This is a genomic window from Streptomyces sp. NPDC092045 (genome assembly GCF_044756005.1).
GTDB lineage: Bacteria > Actinomycetota > Actinomycetes > Streptomycetales > Streptomycetaceae > Streptomyces.
Map to the genome: position 1 here is coordinate 167,978 of NZ_JBIVSC010000003.1, position 22,086 is coordinate 190,063.

The 22,086-nt window shown below is 77.2% G+C and carries 5 protein-coding genes; all 5 read right to left on the reverse strand.

The genetic code is table 11. The annotated features are described in order from the left end of the window. Nucleotides 1-155: 155 nt before the first annotated feature. Genes ACIQKA_RS10980 through ACIQKA_RS11000 form a run of 5 tightly spaced genes read right to left on the reverse strand, consistent with a single transcriptional unit; the run spans nt 156 to nt 22,085 of the window. Nucleotides 156-19,127 carry an SDR family NAD(P)-dependent oxidoreductase gene (locus ACIQKA_RS10980; RefSeq protein WP_402540710.1) on the reverse strand — a complete coding sequence of 6,324 codons (18,972 nt, stop codon included), beginning with the start codon at nt 19,125-19,127 and terminating at the stop codon, nt 156-158. A gap of 18 nt (nt 19,128-19,145) precedes the next feature. Continuing rightward, nucleotides 19,146-19,976 (reverse strand): thioesterase II family protein, encoded by an 831-nt coding sequence (locus ACIQKA_RS10985; RefSeq protein WP_383435016.1) that lies wholly within the window; start codon nt 19,974-19,976, stop codon nt 19,146-19,148. Then, on the reverse strand, nt 19,973-21,091 hold the full coding sequence (locus ACIQKA_RS10990; protein ID WP_383158445.1) for an alpha/beta hydrolase: 1,119 nt from the start codon (nt 21,089-21,091) through the stop codon (nt 19,973-19,975). The genes ACIQKA_RS10985 and ACIQKA_RS10990 overlap by 4 nt, the downstream gene beginning before the upstream one ends. Continuing rightward, nucleotides 21,088-21,843 carry a 2-oxo acid dehydrogenase subunit E2 gene (locus tag ACIQKA_RS10995; protein ID WP_383158442.1) on the reverse strand — a complete coding sequence of 252 codons (756 nt, stop codon included), beginning with the start codon at nt 21,841-21,843 and terminating at the stop codon, nt 21,088-21,090. The genes ACIQKA_RS10990 and ACIQKA_RS10995 overlap by 4 nt, the downstream gene beginning before the upstream one ends. After that, entirely contained in the window at nt 21,840-22,085 is a 246-nt protein-coding gene (locus ACIQKA_RS11000; protein WP_383158439.1) for a phosphopantetheine-binding protein, read from the reverse strand. The genes ACIQKA_RS10995 and ACIQKA_RS11000 overlap by 4 nt, the downstream gene beginning before the upstream one ends. Nucleotide 22,086: the final 1 nt, after the last annotated feature.

Sequence of the window (22,086 nt, forward strand, 5' to 3'; positions counted from 1 at the left end):
TTCGGCTGGTTCGCTGCTCGTTTCGGGCGGACACCCGGTACGGGCCGGTGGCCGGTACGGGTCCGCACCCGGTGCGCTCCGGCCCGGTCGGTGCTCGGCCGGGGTCCGGGCCGGACCGGTCGGTGCCGGCTCCGGCCCGTCGGGTGCTCGGCCGGTCAGTCGGTCAGTTCTCGGTCCAGCAGTCCGAACAGCTCATCATCGGAGGCTGAATCCATTCCAAAGGCGGTCGCGGGATCGGTGTCGTCCGGGCCGGTGAGGCGTCCCAGGGCCGTCTTGAGGGCCCGTACGAGTCCGGCCCGCCGGTCGTCCTCGGTCCCGAGGCCGGACGCCACGCTCACCCAGTCGCCCAGGGCGTCCGCGTCGTACACCGTCCGCTCCCCGGCGGCGCGTTCCAGCAGGTGACCGGTGAGGTCCCTGAGGGTGGGGTGGTCGAAGAGGACGGTGGCCGGGAGCCGCGCGCCGGCCTCCGCGCCGAGCCGGTTGCGCAGCTCGATCGCGGTCAGGGAGTCGAGTCCCAGGTCGAACAGGCCCCGGTCGTCGGGGACGTGGACGCTCCGCGGCAGACCGAGCACCTCGGCGACGCACGCCCGGACGACCCCGTGGACGAGGACGCGCGCGGCCTCCGGTTCGAGGCCCGCGATCCGCTCGGTGAGCGGGACGGCCGCGGGACCGCGGTCCGCCGCCGTCGCGCGCCGCGCGGGGACGAGGTCGGCGAGCAGCAGGGGCGGGCCCCCGGGCCGACGCGCAAGGGCCGCCGTGTCGAACCGCGCCGGGACGAGGAGGGCGGGCGCCTTCTCCCCGAGGGCGAGCGCGGTGTCGAGCAGGGCGAGTCCGTCGGCGGTCGACAGGGGGCGGATGCCGAGCCGGTCGATCCTGGCCCGGGCCGCGCTGTCGAGCGAGCCCGCCATCCCGGCCGCGTCGTCGGTCTCCCAGAGGCCCCAGGCCAGCGAGGTGCCGGGGAGTCCGGCGGCGGTGCGGTGCTGGGCGAGGGCGTCCAGGTGGGTGTTGGCGGCGGCGTAGCCGGCCTGGCCCGCGTTGCCGAGGACGCCGGCGACGGAGGAGAACAGCACGAACGCGGTGAGCGGCAGCCCGGCGGTGGCGCGGTGGAGGTGCGCGGCCGCGTCGGCCTTGGGCCGCAGGACGTGGTCGAGGCGTTCGTCGGTCAGGTTGGCGAGGACGGCGTCGTCGAGCGTGCCGGCCGCGTGGAAGACGGCGGTGAGCGGGCGGGCGGGGTCGATCCCGGCGACGAGCCGGTCGACCGCCGCCGCGTCGGCGAGGTCGCACGCCTCGGTGCGGACCTCGACGGACTCCCCTCCGGCGGCGCGCAGTTCCTCGGCGAGGGCGCGCAGGGCGGGGTCGGCGTCGCCGCGCCGGCTCGCCAGGAGCAGGCCGCGGACGCCGTGCCGGGCGGCGAGGTGGCGGGCGACGGCCGAGCCGAGGGCGCCGCCCGCCCCGGTGACGAGCACCGTGCCGTCGCCGAAGGCGGGCGCGGTGCCCGCCGACCGGGTGACGGGGACGAGCCGAGGTCGGAGGGCGGTGCCGTGCCGGAGGGCCGTCTGGTCGGCCCCGGCGGCGATCGCGCGGGGCAGCGCGGCGGTCGAGTCGGGGTGGCCGTCGGTGTCGACGAGGCCGATCCGGCCGGGGTGTTCGTGCTGCGCCGAGCGGACGAGTCCCCAGAGCGGGGACGCGGCGAGCCCGGTGACCGGGTCGGCCGGGTCGACCGCGACGGCGTCCCGGGTCAGTACGACCAGCCGGGTGTGCTCGGGCAGGGCGAGGATCAGCTCGCGCACGGCGCGCAGGTTGGCGCGCGCGTCGCCGTGCGCGGCGACGGCGACGACGGTGTCCTCGGTCCCGTCGGGCGCGGCCACGACCGGGAGGGGCAGCTCCCCGGCGGTGGCGGGGTCGCCCAGGACGAGGGCGACCGCGCGGCCCGCCGGTCCGGCGGGTTCGAGCGGGGCCTCCCGCCAGACGACCTCGTGCAGCGGGGTGCCGCTCCCCCGCCGGCCGGCGCCCAGCGCGGCCGCCGGGACCGGGCGGAGCCGGACCTCGTCGACGCCGAGCACGGGCCGGCCCAGGTCGTCGGTGACGTCCAGGGCGAAGGCCGCCGCGCCGAGGCGGCGAACGCGGGCGCGCAGCGGCCCGGCGGGCTCGGCGTACGCGCGGATCCCGTGCCAGCTGTACGGCACGTTCACCCCGGTCCCGTCGGTCCCCTCGCCGTCCTCGTCGCGGCGCAGCGCGTCGGCGAGCCACGGGTGCAGGGCGGCGTCGAGGAGGCCGGCGGCCAGGAGGTCGCCGGTGTCCACGTCCGCGTAGAGGGTGTCGCCGTCGGACCACAGGGCGCGCAGTCCTCGGAAGGCGGGCCCGTAGTCGTATCCGTGCGCGGCGAACTCCTCGTACACGTCTCCGAGTCCGACGGTCCGCGCACGCTGCGGCCGGTCGCCGGTCCAGGCGTCCGGGGCCGTTCCCCCGGTGGCGAGCAGGGCTTCCGCGTGGAGGGTCCAGGGCGCTTCGCCGGTCCTGGCGTGGACGCGTACGGCGTCCTCGGCCACGGTGACGCGCAGCCGGGTCTCGGTGTCGGGGCCGACGACGAGCGGGGCGTGCAGGGTGAGTTCGGCGAGGCCGTCCGCGTCGTGCCGCCGGGCCAGCCGGGTCAGCAGGTCGACGAGGGCGGTGGCGGGCAGCAGCGGCGAGCCGTGCAGGGCGTGGTCGGCGAGCCAGGGCTGCCGGCGGTGCGACAGGACGCCGGTGTACGCGGTCCGGCCGCCGTCGGGGTCGGCGATCGCGGCGGACAGCAGCGGGTGGCCGGGGTCGTCCGCGCCGACGCCCGTCGCGGTGCCGTCGCCGCCGGCCGGGGGCAGCAGCCACAGGCGTTCCCGGGCGAACGGGTACGTGGGGAGCGGGACGGTCGCGGCGCCGGGGCCGAGCAGGGCGTGCCAGTCCCAGGCGACGCCGGCCACGTGGGCGGCGGCCACGAAGGACCAGAGCGCCGCGAGGTCGTCCTTCCGGCGGTCCAGGGACGGCACGGCCACGGCGGTGCCGAGGTCGGACTGCGCGGCCATCGCGGTGAGGGCGGCGTCCGGTCCGAGCTCCAGGAAGCGGGTGGCGCCGAGGGCGCGCAGCCGGTCGAGGGCCTCGGCGAACCGGACGGTGCCGCGCACCTGGTCGGCCCAGTGCGCCGGGGACCCGAGGACGTCCGCGCCGGCCTCGCGCGCGGTGAGCGTGGAGACCACGGTGGCGGTCGGCTCCGCGGCGGCCAGCGTGCCCAGCCGGTCCCGGAGGGCGTCGAGCATCGGTTCCATCCGGGCGGAGTGGAAGGCGTGGCTGACCGTGAGCCGCTTGGTGCGGTGGCCGCGCCCGGCGAGCAGCTCGGCGAGTTCGGCGACGGGTTCGGCGTCGCCGGAGAGGACGACCGAGCCGGGCGCGTTGACGGCGGCGACGTCCACCCGGAGGCCGGTCTCCGCCATGAGGGCCTCGACCGTGGCGGGATCGGCCTGGACCGCGGCCATCAGGCCGCCCCCGGGCAGTTCGCCCATGAGCCGGCCCCGGTGGACGACCAGGTGGGCGGCGTCGTCGAGGCTCAGGGCCCCGGCCGCGTGGGCCGCCGCGATCTCGCCGACGGAGTGGCCGGCGACGAGCGGCGCGGACAGGCCCCAGGAGGCGAGCAGCCGGTACAGGGCGACCTCGACCACGAACAGCGCGGGCTGGGTGTTCTCCGTCCGGTCCAGGTCCGGGACCGTTTCCGGAGCCGGGGCCGGACCCTGGTCCGCGTCCGGAACCGGGCCCCGGTCCACGTCCGCGTCCGGGGCCGGGGCAGAGCCGTGGACGGCGGCGGTGACGTCCGGGCCGCCCGCGCGGAGCACCGCTTCGGCGGCCTCGTCGAAGGCCCGCGCGTAGGCCGGGAACGCCCGGTGGAGCGCGGTGCCCATGCCGGTCCGCTGACTGCCCTGGCCGGTGAAGAGCAGGGCGGTCTCGCCCCGCACCGGGGCTCCGGTGACGACGAGGGGGAAACCGGCGGGCTCCGGCTTCGTGCCCGCCGCGAGGTGGTCGAGTCCGGCGAGGAGTTCGGGCAGGTCGCGGCCGAGGACGACGGCCCGGTGCTCGAAGGCGGTCCGGGTGGTCGCCAGGGAGAGCGCCACGTCGGCAGGGCGCGGTTCCGGTCCTTCCAGGACGTGCCGGCGCAGCCGGACGGCCTGCTCCCGCAGGGCCTCCTCGGTGCGGGCGCTGAGCACCCAGGGCACGAGGTGCGGGGTGGCGCCGCCGTGGGCAGCGGGGTCGTGCCGGTCGGCGTCGTGCGCCGGGGGCTCCGCGACCGGCGCCGGGGCGGGGGCGGGGGCGGGCTCCTCGGCCCGCTCCAGGATCACGTGGGCGTTGGTGCCGCCGATGCCGAAGGAGGAGACGGCGGCGCGGCGCGGCCCGTCGCCGCCGGGCCACGGGGTCGGGCGGGTGGGGACCCGTACCTCGCCCTCGGTCCAGTCGACGTGTTCGTTCAGGCGCTCCAGGTGGAGCGTGCCGGGGACCCGGCCGTGCCGCATGGCGAGGACCGACTTGATGATCCCGGCGACACCGGCCGCGGCCTGGGTGTGGCCGAGGTTGGACTTCACCGAGCCCATCAAAAGCGGTCCGTTCCCGGCGCGTTCGCGGCCGTAGGTGCGCAGCACCGCGCCCGCCTCCACGGGGTCGCCGAGCCGGGTGCCGGTGCCGTGCGCCTCCAGGACGTGGACGTCGCCGGGGCCGAGCCCGGCGGCGGCCAGGGCCGTGCGGATGACGCGCTCCTGGGCGGGGCCGTTGGGGGCGGTCAGCCCGTTGCTGGCCCCGTCCTGGTTGACGGCGGAGCCGCGCAGGACGGCGTGGACGCGGTGGCCGGCGCGACGGGCGTCCGACAGGCGCTCCAGGACGAGCAGGCCCGCGCCCTCGGCCCAGGCGGTGCCGTCGGCGTCGGCGGAGAAGGGCTTGCAGCGCCCGTCGGGGGCGAGTCCGCGCTGCCGGCTGAACTCGACGAACGTGGCGGGGCTCGCCATCACGGTCGCGCCGCCGGCGAAGGCGAGCGAGCACTCTCCGAGCCGCAGGGCCTGGGCGGCCTGGTGGACGGCGACGAGCGAGGAGGAGCAGGCCGTGTCGACCGTCACCGCGGGCCCCTGGAGGCCGAGGGTGTACGAGACGCGGCCGGAGGCGACGCTGCCGGCGCTGCCGCTGACGAGGTAGCCCTCCAGGTCGGCGGCCGCGCCCCGGTGCTGGTGGACCCGGGCGCCGTAGTCGGCGTACATGACGCCGACGAACACGCCGCTGTCGGTGCCGCGCAGGCTCGCGGGGTCGATGCCGGCGTCCTCGGCCGCCTCCCAGGCGGTCTGGAGCAGCAGGCGCTGCTGCGGGTCGACGGCCAGCGCCTCGCGGTGGCTGATGCCGAAGAACGCGGGGTCGAACTCGGCGGCGTCGTGCAGGAAGCCGCCGTGCCGGGTGGAGGAGGTGCCGGGACGGTCGGGGTCGGGGTCGAAGAGGTCCGGGTCCCAGCCCCGGTCGTCCGGGAACTCGGTGATGGCGTCCGTGCCGGAGGCGAGCAGCTCCCACAGTTCGTCGGGGGTGCGGACGCCGCCGGGGAAGCGGCAGGCCATGCCGACGATCGCGACGGCGTCGTCGTCCGGGTCGGCGGCGGGCGCGGGGGCCCCGGCGGGGGTGTCGGCGGGGACGGGCTCCGGACCGGTGTCCGCCGCCTCCGCCAGGAGGGCGGTGGCGTGGGCGGTCAGGGCGGCCGGTGTGGGGTGGTCGAAGACGACGGTTCCGGGCAGCCGGACGCCGAGGTCGGCGGTGAGCCGGTTGCGCAGTTCGACGGCCGTGAGGGAGTCGAAGCCGAGGTCGGTGAAGGGGCGGTCGGGGTCGATGACGGTGTCCGGCGCGTGTCCGAGCACGTCGGCGACGGCGGCGAGGACGATCCGGGGCACGTCGCCGCCGGTGGCCCGGGGGCCCGCGTCGCCGTCCGGCGTGCGCGGTCCGGCGGCGGGGAGCCGGCGCGGGGCGGTCGCGCGGGCGTCGAGTCCGGCGGCCGTCACGACGGGCAGGTCGGCGCGCAGCGCGCGGTCGAGCAGCGCGAGCGCGTCGGCGGCCGGCAGGGGCCTGATCCCGGCCCGCGCCAGGCGGGTGACGTCCCGTTCGCCGAGGTCCCCGGCGAGGCCGCCCTCGGTGTCCCACAGGCCCCAGTGGACGGTGAGCGCCGTCCGGCCGGCGCGCCGCCGTCCGTGGGCGACGGCGTCGAGCGCGGCGTTGGCGGCGCCGTAGCCGCTCTGGCCCGCGGTGCCGAGGACTCCGGCGACCGAGCCGAAGAGCACGAAGGCGTCGAGTGCGTTGTCGCGGGTCAGTTCGTCGAGGTGGCGCGCGGCGAGCGCCTTCGGCGCGAACAGGCGGCGCAGGGCGTCGGGGGTGAGCCGTTCGGCGACGGTGTCCTCGGCGATCCCGGCGGTGTGCACGACGGCGGACAGGGGCGCGTCGAGTCCGGCGAGCAGGGCCGCGAGCGCGTCGCGGTCGGCGGTGTCGCAGGCCCGGACCTCGGCCCTCGCGCCGAGCGCGGCCAGTTCGGCGACGATCGCGTCCGCGTCCGGGTGCTCCGGGCCGCGCCGGGAGACGAGGAGCAGGGTGCGGGCCCCGTACCGGGTGACCAGGTGGCGGGCGGTGGCCCGGCCGAGGGCTCCGGTCCCGCCGGTGACGAGGACGGTGCCGCCGTCGGCGGTGCGCGGCCAGGGGGCGGGCGCGGCGTCCGGGGTGTCGGGCACGGGCGTCAGTCGCGGGACGTACGGGACGCCGTCGCGGACGGCGGCCTGCGGCAGCCGGGCCGCGAGCGCGGCGAGCAGGGCGTCGTCGTGGCTGCCGTCGGTGTCGACCAGGGCGAACCGGCCGGGCTGTTCGGCCTGGGCGGCGCGGACGAGGCCCCATACGGCGGCCGTCCCGGCGCGGGCGGTTTCGCCGTCGGCGACGGCGAGGCCCCGGGTGAGGACGACCAGCGGGTCGGCGGCGTCCGAGGCGAGGCGTTCGGCGACGGCGGCCCGCGCCGCGTCGGCGGCGGCGAGCGGATCGTCTTCCGCCGTCCGGTCGTCCGCCGCCCCGTCTTCCACCGCCGCGTCGACGGTGAACACGCCGGGGGTGCCGGACGGGGCGGGCAGCGGTTCGGCCGGTTCCCACGCCGTCCGGTACAGGTCGGACCCGGTGGGCAGCGGGCGCAGCGTCAGGCGTTCCACGGTGAGGACGGGCCGGCCGTCCGGGGCGGTCAGGTCGAGCCGGTGGGCGCCCGGCCCCACGGGGGTCAGGAGGGCCGTCGCCCGGGAGGCGCCGCGCTGGTGCAGCCGGACGCCGTCGAGGGCGTACGGGACGAGGCGCGGGCCGCCGGGCGCGTGCAGCGGCAGGACGTGCAGGGCCGCGTCGAGCAGCGCCGGGTGGATCCCGAAGGAGCCGGCGGTGCCGTGGAGGGCGGGCGGGAGTTCGGCCTCGGCCCGCAGGGCGCCGGTGGTGTCGCGGTAGGCGGCGGCCAGGCCCTGGAAGGCGGGTCCGTAGCCGTAGCCGGCGTCGTCGAGCAGGCGGTAGATCGCGGCGCGGGCGCCCGGGTCGATCCGGTCTCCGGCGGGCGCGCCCGGGGCGGGTCCAGCGGGGACGGGGTCGTCGGTGAGCCGGGCGGTGGCGTGGACGGTCCACGTCCCGTCGGCGGCCCTGGCCCGTACGGTGAGTTCTCCGTCGGCGTCTGCGGCGACCTGGAACGGCGCGTCGGCGGTGGGGTCGAGCTCCAGCGGGGACCGGACGAGGAAGTCGCGGAGCGTGGGCCGGCCGAGGGCGCGGCCGGCCGCCAGGGCGAGTTCGGCGAGGGCCGCCGCGGGGACGAGGATCCGGCCGTCGATCCGGTGGTCGGCCAGCCAGGGTCGCCGCCGGGGCGCCAGCGAGCCGGTGAACAGCGTGCTGCCGTCCGGCAGTTCGGTCGCTCCGGCGAGGAGCGGGTGTCGGGCGTCGTCGAGGCCGTACGCGTCGGCGGCGCCGTTCTCCTCGGGCGCGTCGAGCCAGTAGCGGCGGGTCTCGAAGGGGTACGAGGGCAGGTCGACGATCCGGGCGCCGGGAAGGTCCGGGACGAGGTCGACGTCCACGCCCGCGACGTGGAGGCGGCTCAGCGCGGCCCGGACGGTGTCGCGTTCGGGGGCGCCGGGGCGCAGGAGGGGCACGGCCACGACGTGGTCCGCCCCGCCGTCCCCGGCGAGGGCGGTCAGGGTGCCGTCGGGGCCGAGTTCGGCGAACCGGGTCACGCCGAGCCCGGTGGCCGTGCGGACGGCGTCGGCGAACCGCACGGGGCGCCGGATCTGGCGCACCCAGTAGTCGGGGGCGGTCAGTTCCAGCGGGTCGGCGACCTCGCCGGTGACGGTGGAGACGACCGGGAGGTTCGGGGCGGAGAAGGAGAGCCCGGTGGCGACGGCGCGGAACTCGTCGAGGACGTCGTCCATGTGCGCCGAGTGGAAGGCGTGGCCGACCTTGAGCCGGGAGGCCTTCCGTCCGGTCTCCTTCCAGTGCCGGACGAGCCGGTCGACGGCGTCGGCGTCCCCGGACAGGACGACGGAGCCCGGTCCGTTGACGGCGGCCAGCCCGACCGCGCCGTCCGACGCGGCGACGAGTCCGGCCACCTGCTCCTCGGTCGCGGCGAAGGCGCCCATGGCCCCGCCCTCCCGGGCGGACTGCATGAGCCGGCCGCGCGCGGCGACCAGGGCGGCGGCGCCGGGCAGGTCGAGCACCCCGGCGACGTGCGCGGCGGCGAGTTCGCCGACCGAGTGCCCGACGACGAAGTCCGGTCGCAGGCCGTGGGACTCGGCGAGCCGGAAGAGCGCGACCTCGACGGCGAACAGCGCGGGCTGGGCGTACCGCGTCTCCCGCAGCGCCCCGTCCGACCCGTTCGCCCCGGTGACCAGGTCGCGCAGCGCGGTCCCGAGGAGCGGGTCGAGGTGGGCGGCGACGGCGTCGAACGCGGCGGCGTACACCGGGGACGTGGCGAGCAGTTCGGCGCCCATGCCGGTGCGCTGGGACCCCTGTCCGGAGAAGAGGAACGCCAGCCGGCCGTCGGGTTCGGCGCGGCCGGTGACCGCCCCCGGGTGCCGTCGGCCGTCCCGTACGGCCGCGAGGGCGGCCAGGACGTCCCCGTCCGCGTCCACGACGGCCCGGTGGTCGAACCGGGCGCGGCGGGCGAGCGTGTGGGCGACGTCGGACGCGCGCGGGGCGGCGTCCCGTGCGAGGACGTCGTGCAGCGCGGCGGCGTGGGCGCGCAGCGCCGCCCCGGTCCGCGCGCTCAGCACGAGCGGTGCGGCGGGGACGGATCCGGAATCGGGGGCGGTGGATCGCGCGTCGTCGGGGGCCTGTTCGAGGATGACGTGGCTGTTGGTGCCGCTGATGCCGAACGAGGACACGCCCGCCCGGCGCGGACGCCCACGCTCCGGCCACACCTCCTGATCCCCCAGCAGCCGGACCCCGGACCCCTCCCACTCCACGAACGGCGACGGCTCCTCCGCGTGCAGCGTCCGGGGCAACACCCCTTCCCGCAACGCCATCACCGTCTTGATCACACCACCCACACCCGCGGCGGCCTGCGCGTGCCCGATGTTCGACTTCAACGACCCCAGGAACAAAGGCACTTCACGATCCCCGCCGTAAGCCGAGATCAACGCCTGCGCCTCGATCGGATCACCCAACCGCGTCCCCGTGCCGTGCGCCTCCACCGCGTCCACGTCCGAAGGAAGCAGACCCGCGTCCGCCAGAGCCCGACCGATCACCTCCTCCTGCGCACGCCCGTTCGGCGCCGTCAGACCGTTCGACGCACCGTCCTGGTTCACCGCCGAACCCGCCACCACCGCGAGCACCCGATGACCCTCACGACGCGCCTTCGACAACCGCTCCACGACCAGCATGCCCGCGCCCTCGGCCCAGCCGGTGCCGTCGGCACCAGCCCCGAAGGCGCGGCAGCGCCCGTCGGCGGACAGGCCGCGCTGCCGGGAGAACTCCACGAAGGTGCCCGGGGTGGACATGACGGCCACACCGCCGGCGAGCGCGGTCGAGCACTCGCCCGACCGGACCGACCGGACCGCCAGGTCCAGCGCCACCAGCGACGACGAGCACGCCGTGTCCACCGTCAACGCCGGACCCCGCAACCCCAGCACGTACGCGATCCGCCCCGAGGCCACGCTGGACTGGTTGCCCGCCAGGAGCAGGCCCTCGACGTCCTCGGGGGCCGTGCGCAGACGTGCCGCGTAGTCGTCGTACATGGCGCCGACGAAGACGCCGGTGTCGGAGCCCTTGAGGTCGTGCGGGTCGATGCCGGCCCGCTCCAGGGCCTCCCAGGTGATCTGGAGCAGGAGCCGCTGCTGCGGGTCGGTGGCGAGCGCCTCGCGCGGGCTCATGCCGAAGAAGTCGGCGTCGAACTCGGCGGCGTCGTGGAGGAATCCGCCGCGCCGGGTGTACGTGGTGCCCTTGTGGTCGGGGTCGGGGTCGTACAGCTTCTCCAGGTCCCAGCCCCGGTCCTCGGGGAAGCCCCCGGTGGCGTCGACGCCGTCGGAGACCAGGCGCCACAGGTCCTCCGGCGAGGCCACGCCCCCCGGGAACCGGCAGCCCATGCCCACGACGACCACCGGATCGTCGTCGGCCCGCTCCCGGACGACCGCCACGGCGTTCTCCGGCGCCTCCGTGGTGAGCGAGGCGTGCAGGTGACCGGCGAGTTCGGCGATCGTGGGGTACTCGAAGACGACGGTGGCGGGCAGGGCGAGGCCGGTGAGCCGGCCGAGCCGGTTGCGGAGTTCGACGGCGGTCAGGGAGTCGAAGCCGAGCTCCTTGAAGGGCCGGTCCGCTCCGACGTCCCCGGTCCCGTCGTGCCCGAGGACGAGCGCCGCCTGTTCGCGCAGCAGCGCGGTGAGCGTGCGTAGCCGTTCGTGGGCCGGTACGGCGGCGAGCCGGTCGGCCCACGCGCCGCCGCCCGGGCCGGCCGTGCGCCGGGCGGTCGCGGGCACGCGCACCAGGGCGCCGAACACCGGGCGGAGCCGGCCGTCCACCGCCTCCTGGCGCAGCAGGCCCTCGTCGAGCGGGGAGACGATCGTGTGCGCCCGTTCCGCCGCGAACAGGGCGTCCAGACCGGCTTCGGTCGCGACGGGCCCGACGCCGTACCGGGCGAGCCGGGTCCGGTCGGCGGCGCCGAGGTGCCCGGTCATGGCCCCGGTCTCCTCCCACAGGCCCCACGCGAGGGAGACGGCGGGCAGGCCGAGGCCGCGGCGGTGGGCGGCGAGGGCGTCGAGGAAGGCGTTGCCCGCGGCGTAGTTGGCCTGGCCGGGCACGCCGGCGACGGCCACGGCCGAGGAGAACAGGACGAACGCGTCGAGCGGCAGTTCCGCGGTGAGCTCGTGCAGCAGCCAGGCGGCGTCGACCTTGGGCCGCAGCACCTCGGCCAGCCGCTCGGGGGTGAGCTCGGCGACGGTGGCGTCGGCGAGCACCCCGGCCGTGTGGACGACCGCGCGCAGCGGACGGTCGGCGGGTACGGCGGCGAGCAGCCGCGCCAGGGCGTCGCGGTCCGTCACGTCGCAGGCGGCGACGGTCGTCGGTGCGCCGGCCGCGCGGAGTTCGGCGGCCAGGTCGTCCGCGCCCGGCGCGTCCGGTCCGGTGCGGCTGACCAGCAGCAGGTGCGGTGGCCTCGGCCGCGCCGCGAACCGGCGGGCGACGAGCGCGCCCAGCGCTCCCGTACCGCCGGTGACGAGGACGGTGCCGTCCCCGTCCGGGGCGGGCGGGGAGGCCGGGGCGAGGTCGTGGACGGCGAGGCGGGGGACGTGGGTCCGGCCGTCGCGGAGCGCGGACTCGGGTTCGCCGTGGTCACCGGCGAGGAGGGCGGCCGGGGCCGGCCCGTCGGTCTCGACGAGCGCGAAGCGGCCGGGGTGTTCGGCGGCGGCGGTGCGCAGGAGGCCGCGTACGGGGGCGGCGGCCAGGTCCCCGGCCCTGATCACGACGTGCAGGGGGACCTCGCGCAGGCCGGGGGTGGCGATCCAGTGGCGGAGGAGGGCGAGGACGGCGGCGGCGAGCGCGTGGGCGCGGGCGGGGACGGCACGGGGGTCCGGATCGGTGCCGGAGCCGTCGGTGCCGGTGGTGACGGGGACGAGGACGGCCGTGGGCGGCGTGGCGCGGTGCAGCAGAGCCTCGGTGTCCGGAACGGTCTCCGCGCCGGTGACGAGGCCGGTGTCGCCGAGTCCGGCGAGGACGAGGGGGGTGCCCGTGGCCGGGCCCGCGAGGGGCAGCTCGGGCCAGTCGAGGTGGTGGGCGGTGGTCCCGGCCGCCGGGCGGCCGGCGAGTTCGGCGCGGCCGACCGGCCGGAACGCCAGCGAGTCGATCTCGGCGACCGGGTTCCCGCGCGCGTCGGCCAGGGTGAGGCGGAACCGGGCGTCGGCGAGCGGCTCGATGCGCACGCGCAGCCGGTCGGCGTCGGCGGCCGCGGCCGCGTCGGTGATCCGCAGTCCCTCGAACGCGAAGGGCAGCAGCGGTCGCTCCGGGTCCGGGCCGTGCGTCCCGACGAGTCCGGCGACGACCGGGTGCAGGGCGGCGTCGAGCAGCGCCGGGTGGAGCGCGAAGCCCGTACGGGGCGCGGTGCCGTCCCCGTCGGACGGACCGGGGTCGAGCTCGGCGTACAGCACCCCGTCGGCGGTGCGGCGGGCGGTCGCCAGGCCCTGGAAGGCGGGGCCGTAGTCGTAGCCGAGCCGGAACAGGCCGGTGTAGACGTCGTCGAGGGCGACGGGCTCCGCGTCGGCGGGCGGGGAGACGGGGACCGCCGGCGCCGCGGCCGGGCCGGCCGCGCGCAGGGTCGCCGAGGCGTGCAGGGTCCACGGGGCGGCGTCGTCGGGCCGCGCGTGCACGGTCGCCTCGCGGGCTCCGGCGGCGTCGGCGGGTGCGAGGCGGACCTGGAGCGCCGTGGGGCGGTCCGGGTCGGGGGCGAGGGGAGTGCGGACGGTCAGGTCCGCCACCGTCGGCAGGTCCACGGCGGCGCCCGCGTGGAGGAGCAGTTCGGCGAAGGCGGTGCCGGGGACGAGGACGGTACCGAAGACGCTGTGGTCCGTGAGCCACGGCTGGGCGCGCAGGTCGATCCGGCCGGTGAACAGCTCCGCCCCGTCGGCGAGTTCGACGCGGGCGCCGAGCAGCGGGTGGGCGTCGGGGGTGAGGCCGGGCAGGGCCGTGGCCGCGGGGCCGCCGGACGGGACGAGCCAGTGGCGGTCGGCGGCGAAGCGGTACGTCAGCGGGAGGTCCGGCGCGGTCGCGGGGACGGCCCAGTCGACGGGCGCGCCGCCGAGGTGCGCGGCGGCCAGGGAGCGCCGGAACGTGTCCGGGCCGCCGTGGTCGCGGCGCAGGGTGCCGCCGGTGAAGGCGGTGACGCCGCGCTCGGCGAGGATCTCCTCGACGGCGAGGGTGAGGACGGGGTGGGGGCTGATCTCGACGAAGCGCCGGTGCCCGGAGTCGACCAGGCTGCCGACGGCGGTCTCGAACCGGACGGTCTCGCGCAGGTTGCGGTACCAGTATCCGGCGTCGAGGGTGTCCGTGGCGACCGGGCCGCCGGTCACCGCGGAGTAGAACGCGGTCCCGGCCGTGTCCGGCGTCAGACCGGCCCCGAGTTCCAGCAGGTGGTCGCGCAGCGGTTCGACGTACCGGGTGTGCGAGGCGTAGTCGACGGGGATGCGGCGGGCGCGCACCCCGCGCTCCTCGCACCAGGCCAGGAGGGCGCCGAGGGCGCTGTCGCCGCCCGCGACGACGGTGGCGCGGGGCCCGTTGAGGACGGCGATCTCCAGCTCGTCCGGGTGCTCGGCGAGCACGGGGGCGAGGCCGTCGGCGCCGAGGGCGACGGAGACCATGCCGCTGTCGCCGGCGATGCCGGTCAGGGCGCGGCTGCGCAGGGTGACGAGCTTCGCCGCGTCCGCGAGGGAGAGCGCGCCCGCGACGTGCGCGGCGGCGATCTCGCCCTGGGAGTGCCCGACGACGGCGTCGGGCACGACGCCGGCCGCCCGCCACAGTCCGGCGAGGGCGACCATCACGGCGAAGAGGACCGGCTGGACGACGTCGACCCGGTCGAGGCCGGGGGCATCGGGCTCGCCGTGCAGCACGTCGAGCAGGGACCAGTCGGTGTGCGGGGCGAACGCGTCGGCGCAGGCCTCGATCCCGGCCCGGAACACGGGGCTGGACCGGAGGAGTTCACGGGCCATGCCGCTCCATTGGGAGCCCTGCCCGGGGAAGACGAACACGGTGCGCCCGGCGGCCCGTTCGCCGGTGATCAGGGCGTCGTGGACCTCTCCGGCGGCGAGCGCGCGCAGGGCGTCGGGGAGCCGGCCGGGACCGCCGTCGGCCGGGACCGCCGCGCCGTGGGCGTGGCGGGCGCGCCGGGCGAGGGCGGCGGCGAGCGCGTGCGGATCGGTGTCGGGGTGGACGCGCAGGTGGTCGGCGAGCGCGGCGGCCTGGCGGCGCAACGCGGCCGGGGTGTTGCCGGAGAGCAGGACGGGCGGGGCCGGACGGTCGGGGGCGGTGTCCGGCTCGTCGGGCGACGGTCCGGGATCGAGGGGCCCGGGGTGGCCGGGGTGACCGGCCCGGTCCACGTGCTCCGGGGCCTGTTCGAGGATGACGTGGCTGTTGGTGCCGCTGATGCCGAACGAGGACACGCCCGCCCGGCGCGGACGCCCACGCTCCGGCCACACCTCCTGATCCCCCAGCAGCCGGACCCCGGACCCCTCCCACTCCACGAACGGCGACGGCTCCTCCGCGTGCAGCGTCCGGGGCAACACCCCTTCCCGCAACGCCATCACCGTCTTGATCACACCACCCACACCCGCGGCGGCCTGCGCGTGCCCGATGTTCGACTTCAACGACCCCAGGAACAAAGGCACTTCACGATCCCCGCCATAAGCCGAGATCAACGCCTGCGCCTCGATCGGATCACCCAACCGCGTCCCCGTGCCGTGCGCCTCCACCGCGTCCACCTCCGAAGGAAGCAGACCCGCGTCCGCCAGAGCCCGACCGATCACCTCCTCCTGCGCACGCCCGTTCGGCGCCGTCAGACCGTTCGACGCACCGTCCTGGTTCACCGCCGAACCCGCCACCACCGCGAGCACCCGATGACCCTCACGACGCGCCTTCGACAAGCGTTCGACCACGAGTACGCCGACGCCCTCCGCCCAACCCGTGCCACTGGCGCCGGACGCGAAGGCGCGGCACCGGCCGTCCTGCGACAGGCCGCGCTGGCGCGAGAACTCCACGAACATCCCGGGCGACGCCATCACGGCCACACCGCCGGCGAGCGCGGTCGAGCACTCGCCCGACCGGACCGACCGGACCGCCAGGTCCAGCGCCACCAGCGACGACGAGCACGCCGTGTCCACCGTCAACGCCGGACCCCGCAACCCCAGCACGTACGCGATCCGCCCCGAGGCCACGCTGATGGTGGAGCCGGTGAGGAGGTAGCCGTCGGAGCCCGCGCCGCCCTCGTGGAGGCGGGGCGCGTAGTCGGAGGCGGTCGCCCCGACGAAGACGCCGGTGTCGGAGCCCTTGAGGTCGTGCGGGTCGATGCCGGCCCGCTCCAGGGCCTCCCAGGAGGTCTGGAGCAGCAGCCGCTGCTGCGGGTCGAGGGCGAGCGCCTCGCGCGGGCTGATGCCGAAGAACTCGGCGTCGAACTCGGCGACCGTGTCGAGGAACCCGCCGTGGCGGGTGGTGGACGTGCCGGGGCGGTCGGGGTCGTCGGCGAAGAGGGAGTCGAGGTTCCAGCCCCGGTCGGTGGGGAACGGGCCGATGGCGTCGACGCCGTCGGAGACCAGGCGCCACAGGTCCTCCGGCGAGGCCACGCCCCCCGGGAACCGGCAGCCCATGCCCACGACGACCACCGGATCGTCGTCGGCCCGCTCCCGGACGACCGCCACGGGCTTCGCGGCCCGCGCGGTCTCCCCGGTCTTCCCCGTTCCCGCCGGAACGCCCGTGTCGGCGCGGAGCAGGTCGAGCAGGGCCTCGGTCGTCGGGTGGGCGAAGAGGGCCGCGGCCGGAAGTTCCGTGCCCAGGGCGGTGTCGAGCCGGTCGCGGAGTTCGACCAGGCCGAGCGAGTCGATGCCGAGGTCCTTGAAGGTGGCGGTGCGGTCGAGGCGCGCCGGGTCGGCGAAGCCGAGCACGGCGGCGACCTCTTCGACGACCCGCTGTTCGAGCCGGAGATCGACGGCGGACACGGGCGCGGAGTCCTTCGCGGGGGCGACCGGAGCACGGGAGCCCGAAGCGTCCGCGTCCCGGCCCGGGGCGGGGTCGGGGCCGGGCCCGAGGTCGAGCCAGTGGCGCTCCCGCTGGAAGGGGTACGTGGGCAGCTGCGGGCGGGGGCCGCCGGGCGGGGCCACGGCGTCCCAGTCCGGGTCGGCCCCGGCGGTGAAGAGCCGGCCGAGGGCGGCGGCGGGCGCGTCGTCCTTGCCGAGGACGGGCACGAACGTCGCCGTGCGGCCGGTGACCTCCCGGCCGAGGGCGCTGAGCGTCGTCCCGGGGCCGGCCTCCAGGAGGACGGTCGCGCCGAGGTCCGCCAGCCGGCGGACGGCCGCGTCGAACCGGACCGGTCGGCGCGCGTGCTCCACCCAGTAGTCGGCGTCGGTGGTGGTGACGAGGTCTCCGGTCACCGTCGAGACGAAGGGGATGCGGGCGGGCCGGAAGGCGATGCCGGACAGGGTGCGGCGGAACTCGTCCAGCATCGGGTCCATGAGCGGCGAGTGGAAGGCGTGGCTGACGTCCAGCCTGCGGTGCCGCAGCCCGCGTTCGGCGGCGCGTGCGGCGATCTCGTCGAGCGCGGCGGCGTCGCCCGAGAGGACCACCGACGCCGGGCCGTTGACGGCGGCGACCGCGACGGTGCCGGCGGTGTGCGCGAGCAGTTCGGCGGCGGCCTCCTCGGTGGTGCCGACCGCCAGCATGCCGCCGCCCCCGGGGAGCGCGTCCATCAACCGGCCTCGTGCGGCGATGAGTTCGGCGGCGCGGTCGAGGTCGAGGACGTCCGCGACGTGCGCGGCGGCGACCTCGCCGATCGAGTGCCCGGCGACGAAGGCGGGTTCGAGGCCCACCGAGGCCAGCCAGCGGTAGGTGGCCACCTCGACGGCGAACAGCGCGGGCTGGGTGAAGGCGGTGCGGCCCAGGAGGGCCGCCTCCTCCGTGCCCGGTTCGGCGCGGATCACGTCCTCGATCCGGCGCGGGAGGTACGGGGCGAGCGCCTCGGCCGCCTCGTCGAACGCGGCCCGCCAGACCGGGGACCCGGCGTGGGCGCGCAGGCCCATGCCGAGCCGCTGGCTGCCCTGGCCGGGAAAGAGCACGGCCGGTCCCGTCCCGGCGGGCGCGGCGCCCGTGCCCGGTGCGGCGACCGTGCCGGTGACGACGCCCGCGGAGGCGCGGCCCGCGGCGAGGGCGGCGAGTCCGGCGCGGACGTCGCCGGTGACGGCGGCGCGGTGCTCGAAGGCGGTGCGGGTGGTGGCGAGGGCGCGGGCCAGGCCGGGCGGCAGCCCGCCCTCGCGCTCGATCAGCGCGGCGATCCGGGCGGCCTGGTCGCGCAGCGCGGCCGGGGTGCGGGCACTGAGCACCAGGGGCAGGACCGGCTCCACGCCGACCGTCCCGGGGTCGGCCGCCCCGGGACCGGCGGAGGCCCCGGCCCCGACGAGCACCGGACTCTGGACCCGTACCGAGGCGCCGGCCCGTACCGGACTCCCGGCCCCTGCCGGAGTTCCCGCCGCCGCGGGGGCGTCCGTCGGCGCGGCGGTCCCGTCGGCCGGCGCCGGGGGTTCGGCGACCACGACGTGGCAGTTGGTGCCGCCCATGCCGAAGGAGCTGACGCCCGCGAGGAGCCGTTCGCCGGCGCGCGGCCAGGCGCCGGGCTCGGTGCGGACGGCGAGGCGCAGCCCGTCCAGGTCGATGTCGGGGTGCGGCTCGGCGTGGTGGAGCGTCGCCGGCAGTTCGCGGCGCGCGACCCCGAGGACGGTCTTGAGCAGCCCCGCGATGCCGGCCGCGCCCTCCAGGTGGCCGATGTTGGTCTTGACCGAGCCGACCTCCAGGACCGGCCGGTCCCCGGCGCCGTCCCGCGCGAGGCCGAGTCCGCGGGCCTCCAGCGGGTCGCCCACCGGGGTCCCGGTGCCGTGGAGTTCGACGTACTGGAGCGCCTCGGGCGCCACTCCGGCGGCGGCGCAGGCGCGCCGGACCACGTCGGCCTGCGCCTCGGGGCTGGGCACGGTGAGGCCGTCGGTCGCGCCGTCGTTGTTGACGGCGCTGCCGAGGAGGACCGCGTGGACGCGGTCGCCGTCCGCGAGGGCGGCGTCGAGCGGCTTGAGCAGGACGAGTCCGGCGCCCTCGCCCCGCACGTATCCGTTGGCGCGGCGGTCGAAGGTGTAGCAGTGGCCGTCCGGCGAGAGTCCGCCGAAGCGGGCGACGGCGGCGGTGGAGGCGGGGTCGACGATCAGGTTGACGCCGCCGGCGAGGGCGAGCGCGGACTCGCCGCGCCGCAGGCTCTCGCAGGCGAGGTGGACGGCGACGAGGGAGGAGGACTGCGCGGTGTCGACGGCGATGCTGGGGCCGCGCAGTCCGAGCACGTAGGAGACGCGGTTGGCGAGGATGCCCCGGGTGGTGCCGGTCAGGGTGTGGCGGCCGGGCCCGGTGCGGCGGGCGAGGGCGGCGTACTCGTCGGCGAGCGAGCCGACGAAGACGCCGGTGGCGGTGGAGCGCACCGCGGCGGGCAGGACGCCGGCGTGTTCCAGCGCCTCCCAGGCCAGTTCGAGGACGAGGCGCTGCTGCGGGTCCACGGCGGCAGCCTCGCGCGGCGAGATGCCGAAGAAGGCGGGGTCGAACCGGTCGACGGACTCCAGGTACCCGCCGTACCGGACGCCGGGGTGGCCGCCGGCCAGCTCGGCGACGGAGCCCGGCCCGGACGGCGGTCCGGCGCGGTCCTCGGGCACGTCCCGGACGGCGCTGCGGCCTTCGCGCAGGAGGTGCCAGAAGGCCTCGGGATCGGGGGCCCCGGGCAGCCGGCAGGCCAGGCCGATCACCGCGATCGGGGCGACCGGCCCGGCCGTGGCGGTCGTGGTCCTCGGGGTTTCCCGCGTGTCGTTGCCCTTGCCGCTCAACTACAGCCTCACTCTCGGTCAGGACAGTTCCGCGAGCACCGTGCGTACGGTGTCCGCCACGTCCGTCAGCCGCGGATTCAGATAGAAGTGGTCGCCCGGGAGGACCCGGAGCCGGAAGGTTCCCGTGGTGTGGTCCCGCCAGCGCCGCGCGTCGGCGACCGGCACCAGCGGGTCGCGGTCGCCGACGAGCGCCCGGACGGGGCAGCGCACGCGGGCGGCGGGATCGGGGACGTAGGACTGGAGCGCCCGGTAGTCGGCGCGCAGCGCGGGCAGGATCAGCTCGCGCAGGTCGGGGTCGTCGAGGACGGCCCGGTCGGTGCCGCCGAGCAGCAGGACCTCCTCGACGAGGGAGTCGTCACTGCGCAGGATCGCCGGGTCCACCCGGGTCAGGTCCGGGGCCCGGCCGCCGGACGCCAGGAGCGCGGCGGGGGCGGGTCCGTGTCCCCGTTCCGCGAGCAGGGCGGCCTCGAAGGCGACGAGCGAGCCCATGCTGTGTCCGAAGAGGACGAGCGGGGCGGTCCCGTCGCCCGCCGGGGTCCCGGCGACGGCCTCGGCGACGGCCGCGAGCGCGTGGCGGGCGAGTTCCCGGACGTCTCCGGCGGGCGGGTGGGCACGGCGTTCGAGCCGGCCGGGGTACTGGACGGCCAGGACCCGGACGGCGGGGGCGAGGGCGCGGGCGAGCGGGGTGAAGAAGCCGGCCGATCCGCCCGCGTGCGGGAAGAGCACCAGGCAGGGGGCTCCGGCGTCGGCGGGGGCGTACTGGCGGAGCCAGTCGGCGGCGGCACCGGTCCGGGCCGCGGTCGCGGCACCGGTCCCGGCCGTGGTCGTGGCGGGTCCGGCCGTGCTCATCGGGCGGCTCCCGCGCCGCGTGCCGCGGCGACGGCGGCGGCGAGGCGTTCGGTGACCGCCGGGTCGGCGTCGGGCCGCATCCGCTGGACGGCGAGCAGGCTCCAGGCCTTCGTCTCGGCGAGGTGGGCGGGGGCGCCGTGGACGTCGTCGTGCTCCAGGACGTCGAGGTGGGCGACGTGGCGGCGCAGCCGTTCGGCGTCGGAGGGCGGCACGATCTCGTCGCGGAGGGCGGAGACGGTGGCGAACGGGATGTCGAGGGAGCGGAGTTCGTCGTCGGTGAGGGCCCAGTCCCGCAGGTGGTCGTAGACGGTGTCGGCGGGGACGCCGGTGAGGTGGGCGAGCGTGTCGCGAGTGACCCGGGGGACGGTCCGCTGCCAGTCCGGGTCGGTGAAGAAGTCGTGGACGGGGGTGCCGTTCCCGACGATGCCGCGGATCCGGGGGTCGGTCAGGGCGGCGCGGACGGCGAGGTGGCCGCTGAAGCTGAGGGCGAGCAGATAGGTGCGGGAGACGTCGGCGCGGTCGGCGAGGACGTCGAGGATCGCGCCGAACAGACGGGCGCCGTCGCGCTCGTAGCGCAGGGGGTTCTCGCCGACTCCGGGCAGTTCGGCGACGGCGGCGGCCAGGCCGAGGGAGGCGAGCTGCGGCAGCAGCGGCCCCCACTGCTCCTTGGTGCTGACGATCCCGCCGGTCACGACGAGCAGCGGGCGGGGGCGGGCGGCGTCGAGGCCGGCGGTCCAGATCCGGACGGGGACGCCGTCGACGTCGGCCGTCCCGCTCTCGATCCCGGTGTCCTCGGCCTTGCGCCAGCGGTCGAAGGCGTCGACGGAGCGCGCCAGGGCGCGGGCCCGGCCGGGGCCGTCCACGAACGGAAAGCGGCCCAGGACGTAGTACTGGCCGGCGGCCGGGGTCTGCCCGACCGCGTCCAGCTCGTCGCCTGCGCGGATCCATTCGTACGCCCAGGAGCCGGGGGCGTCGCCGGTGTCGGTGGTGATCCGGTCCAGGAGCGGTGCGTAGTGGTCGGCGGGAAGGTTCTGGGAGACGGCGTGCGCGACGACGAAGCGTTTGAGTTCGTCCAGGTCGTTGCCACGGCCGGGCCCTCCGGGTGTGTCGGTCATGCGGGGTACGCCTCCAGCGCGTCCTTGATCTCGGTGAGGACGTCGGCGGCCTCGGCGCCGTCGATGACCCGGTGGTCGAAGGTGAGGGAGAGCCGCAGGACCGGTGCGACGACGACCGCTCCGTCGCGGACGACGGGCCGGTCGGCGATGCGGCCGACGCCGAGCGTGACGGTGGTGCCGCCGACGGAGTGGAATCCGTCGACGGCCCGGTGGCCGAGCGAGGTGACGCTGAACGTGCCGGTGAGCTCGGGGCGGCGTTCGAGCAGTCCGGCGGCGGCCCGGAACCGGTCCAGGGCCTCCTGCCAGGGCAGTGCCCTCAATGCCCGTACGGAGGCGAACCGTTCGGCGGTGTCGGGGTCGTCGGCGAGCGCGCGGTCGAGGTGTTCCTGGATCGCGTCGAGGCCGGCGTCCTCCAGGCGGGGGACGACCGTGGCGAGGACGACGCGGCGGCCGTCGAGGTGCCGGTCGAGGGCGACCTTGGCGCTGACGGTGTCGTAGGTGGCGACGGTCGGGTCGAGCCGGCCGTGGATCGCGGCGTTGGCCTCGGGGTGCTCGCGGAGCACTCCGGCGGCGGCGTGCACGACGTGGGCGACGACCGAGCGGCGTGCGCCGGCCTCGCGGGCGCGGCGGCGGGAGGCGACGATCGCGGTGGCGTCCACCTCGGTGTCGAGGTGGACCGGGGAGAAGTCCCTGATCTGGTCGAGGAAGAAGAGGGTGTGCCGGCGCTGGCCGGGAAAGGGACGGCCGGTCACCGGGCCACCGCCTCGTGGATGGCGGCCAGGCTGCCCGCGTCGAGGAAGTCCGGCAGGGACAGCGGCCTGCCGGTCTCCTTCTCCAGGAGGACGAGCAGGGACAGCAGGTGGACGGAGTCCCAGCCGGTCAGCGCGTCGAGGGGGAGGTCGAGTTCGGCCTCGGTGACGTCGATCCCGATCTCGTCGCGGACCAGGTCGGCGAACTCCCGGCGGTTCGGGGTGCGGCCGGGTGCGGCGCTCATG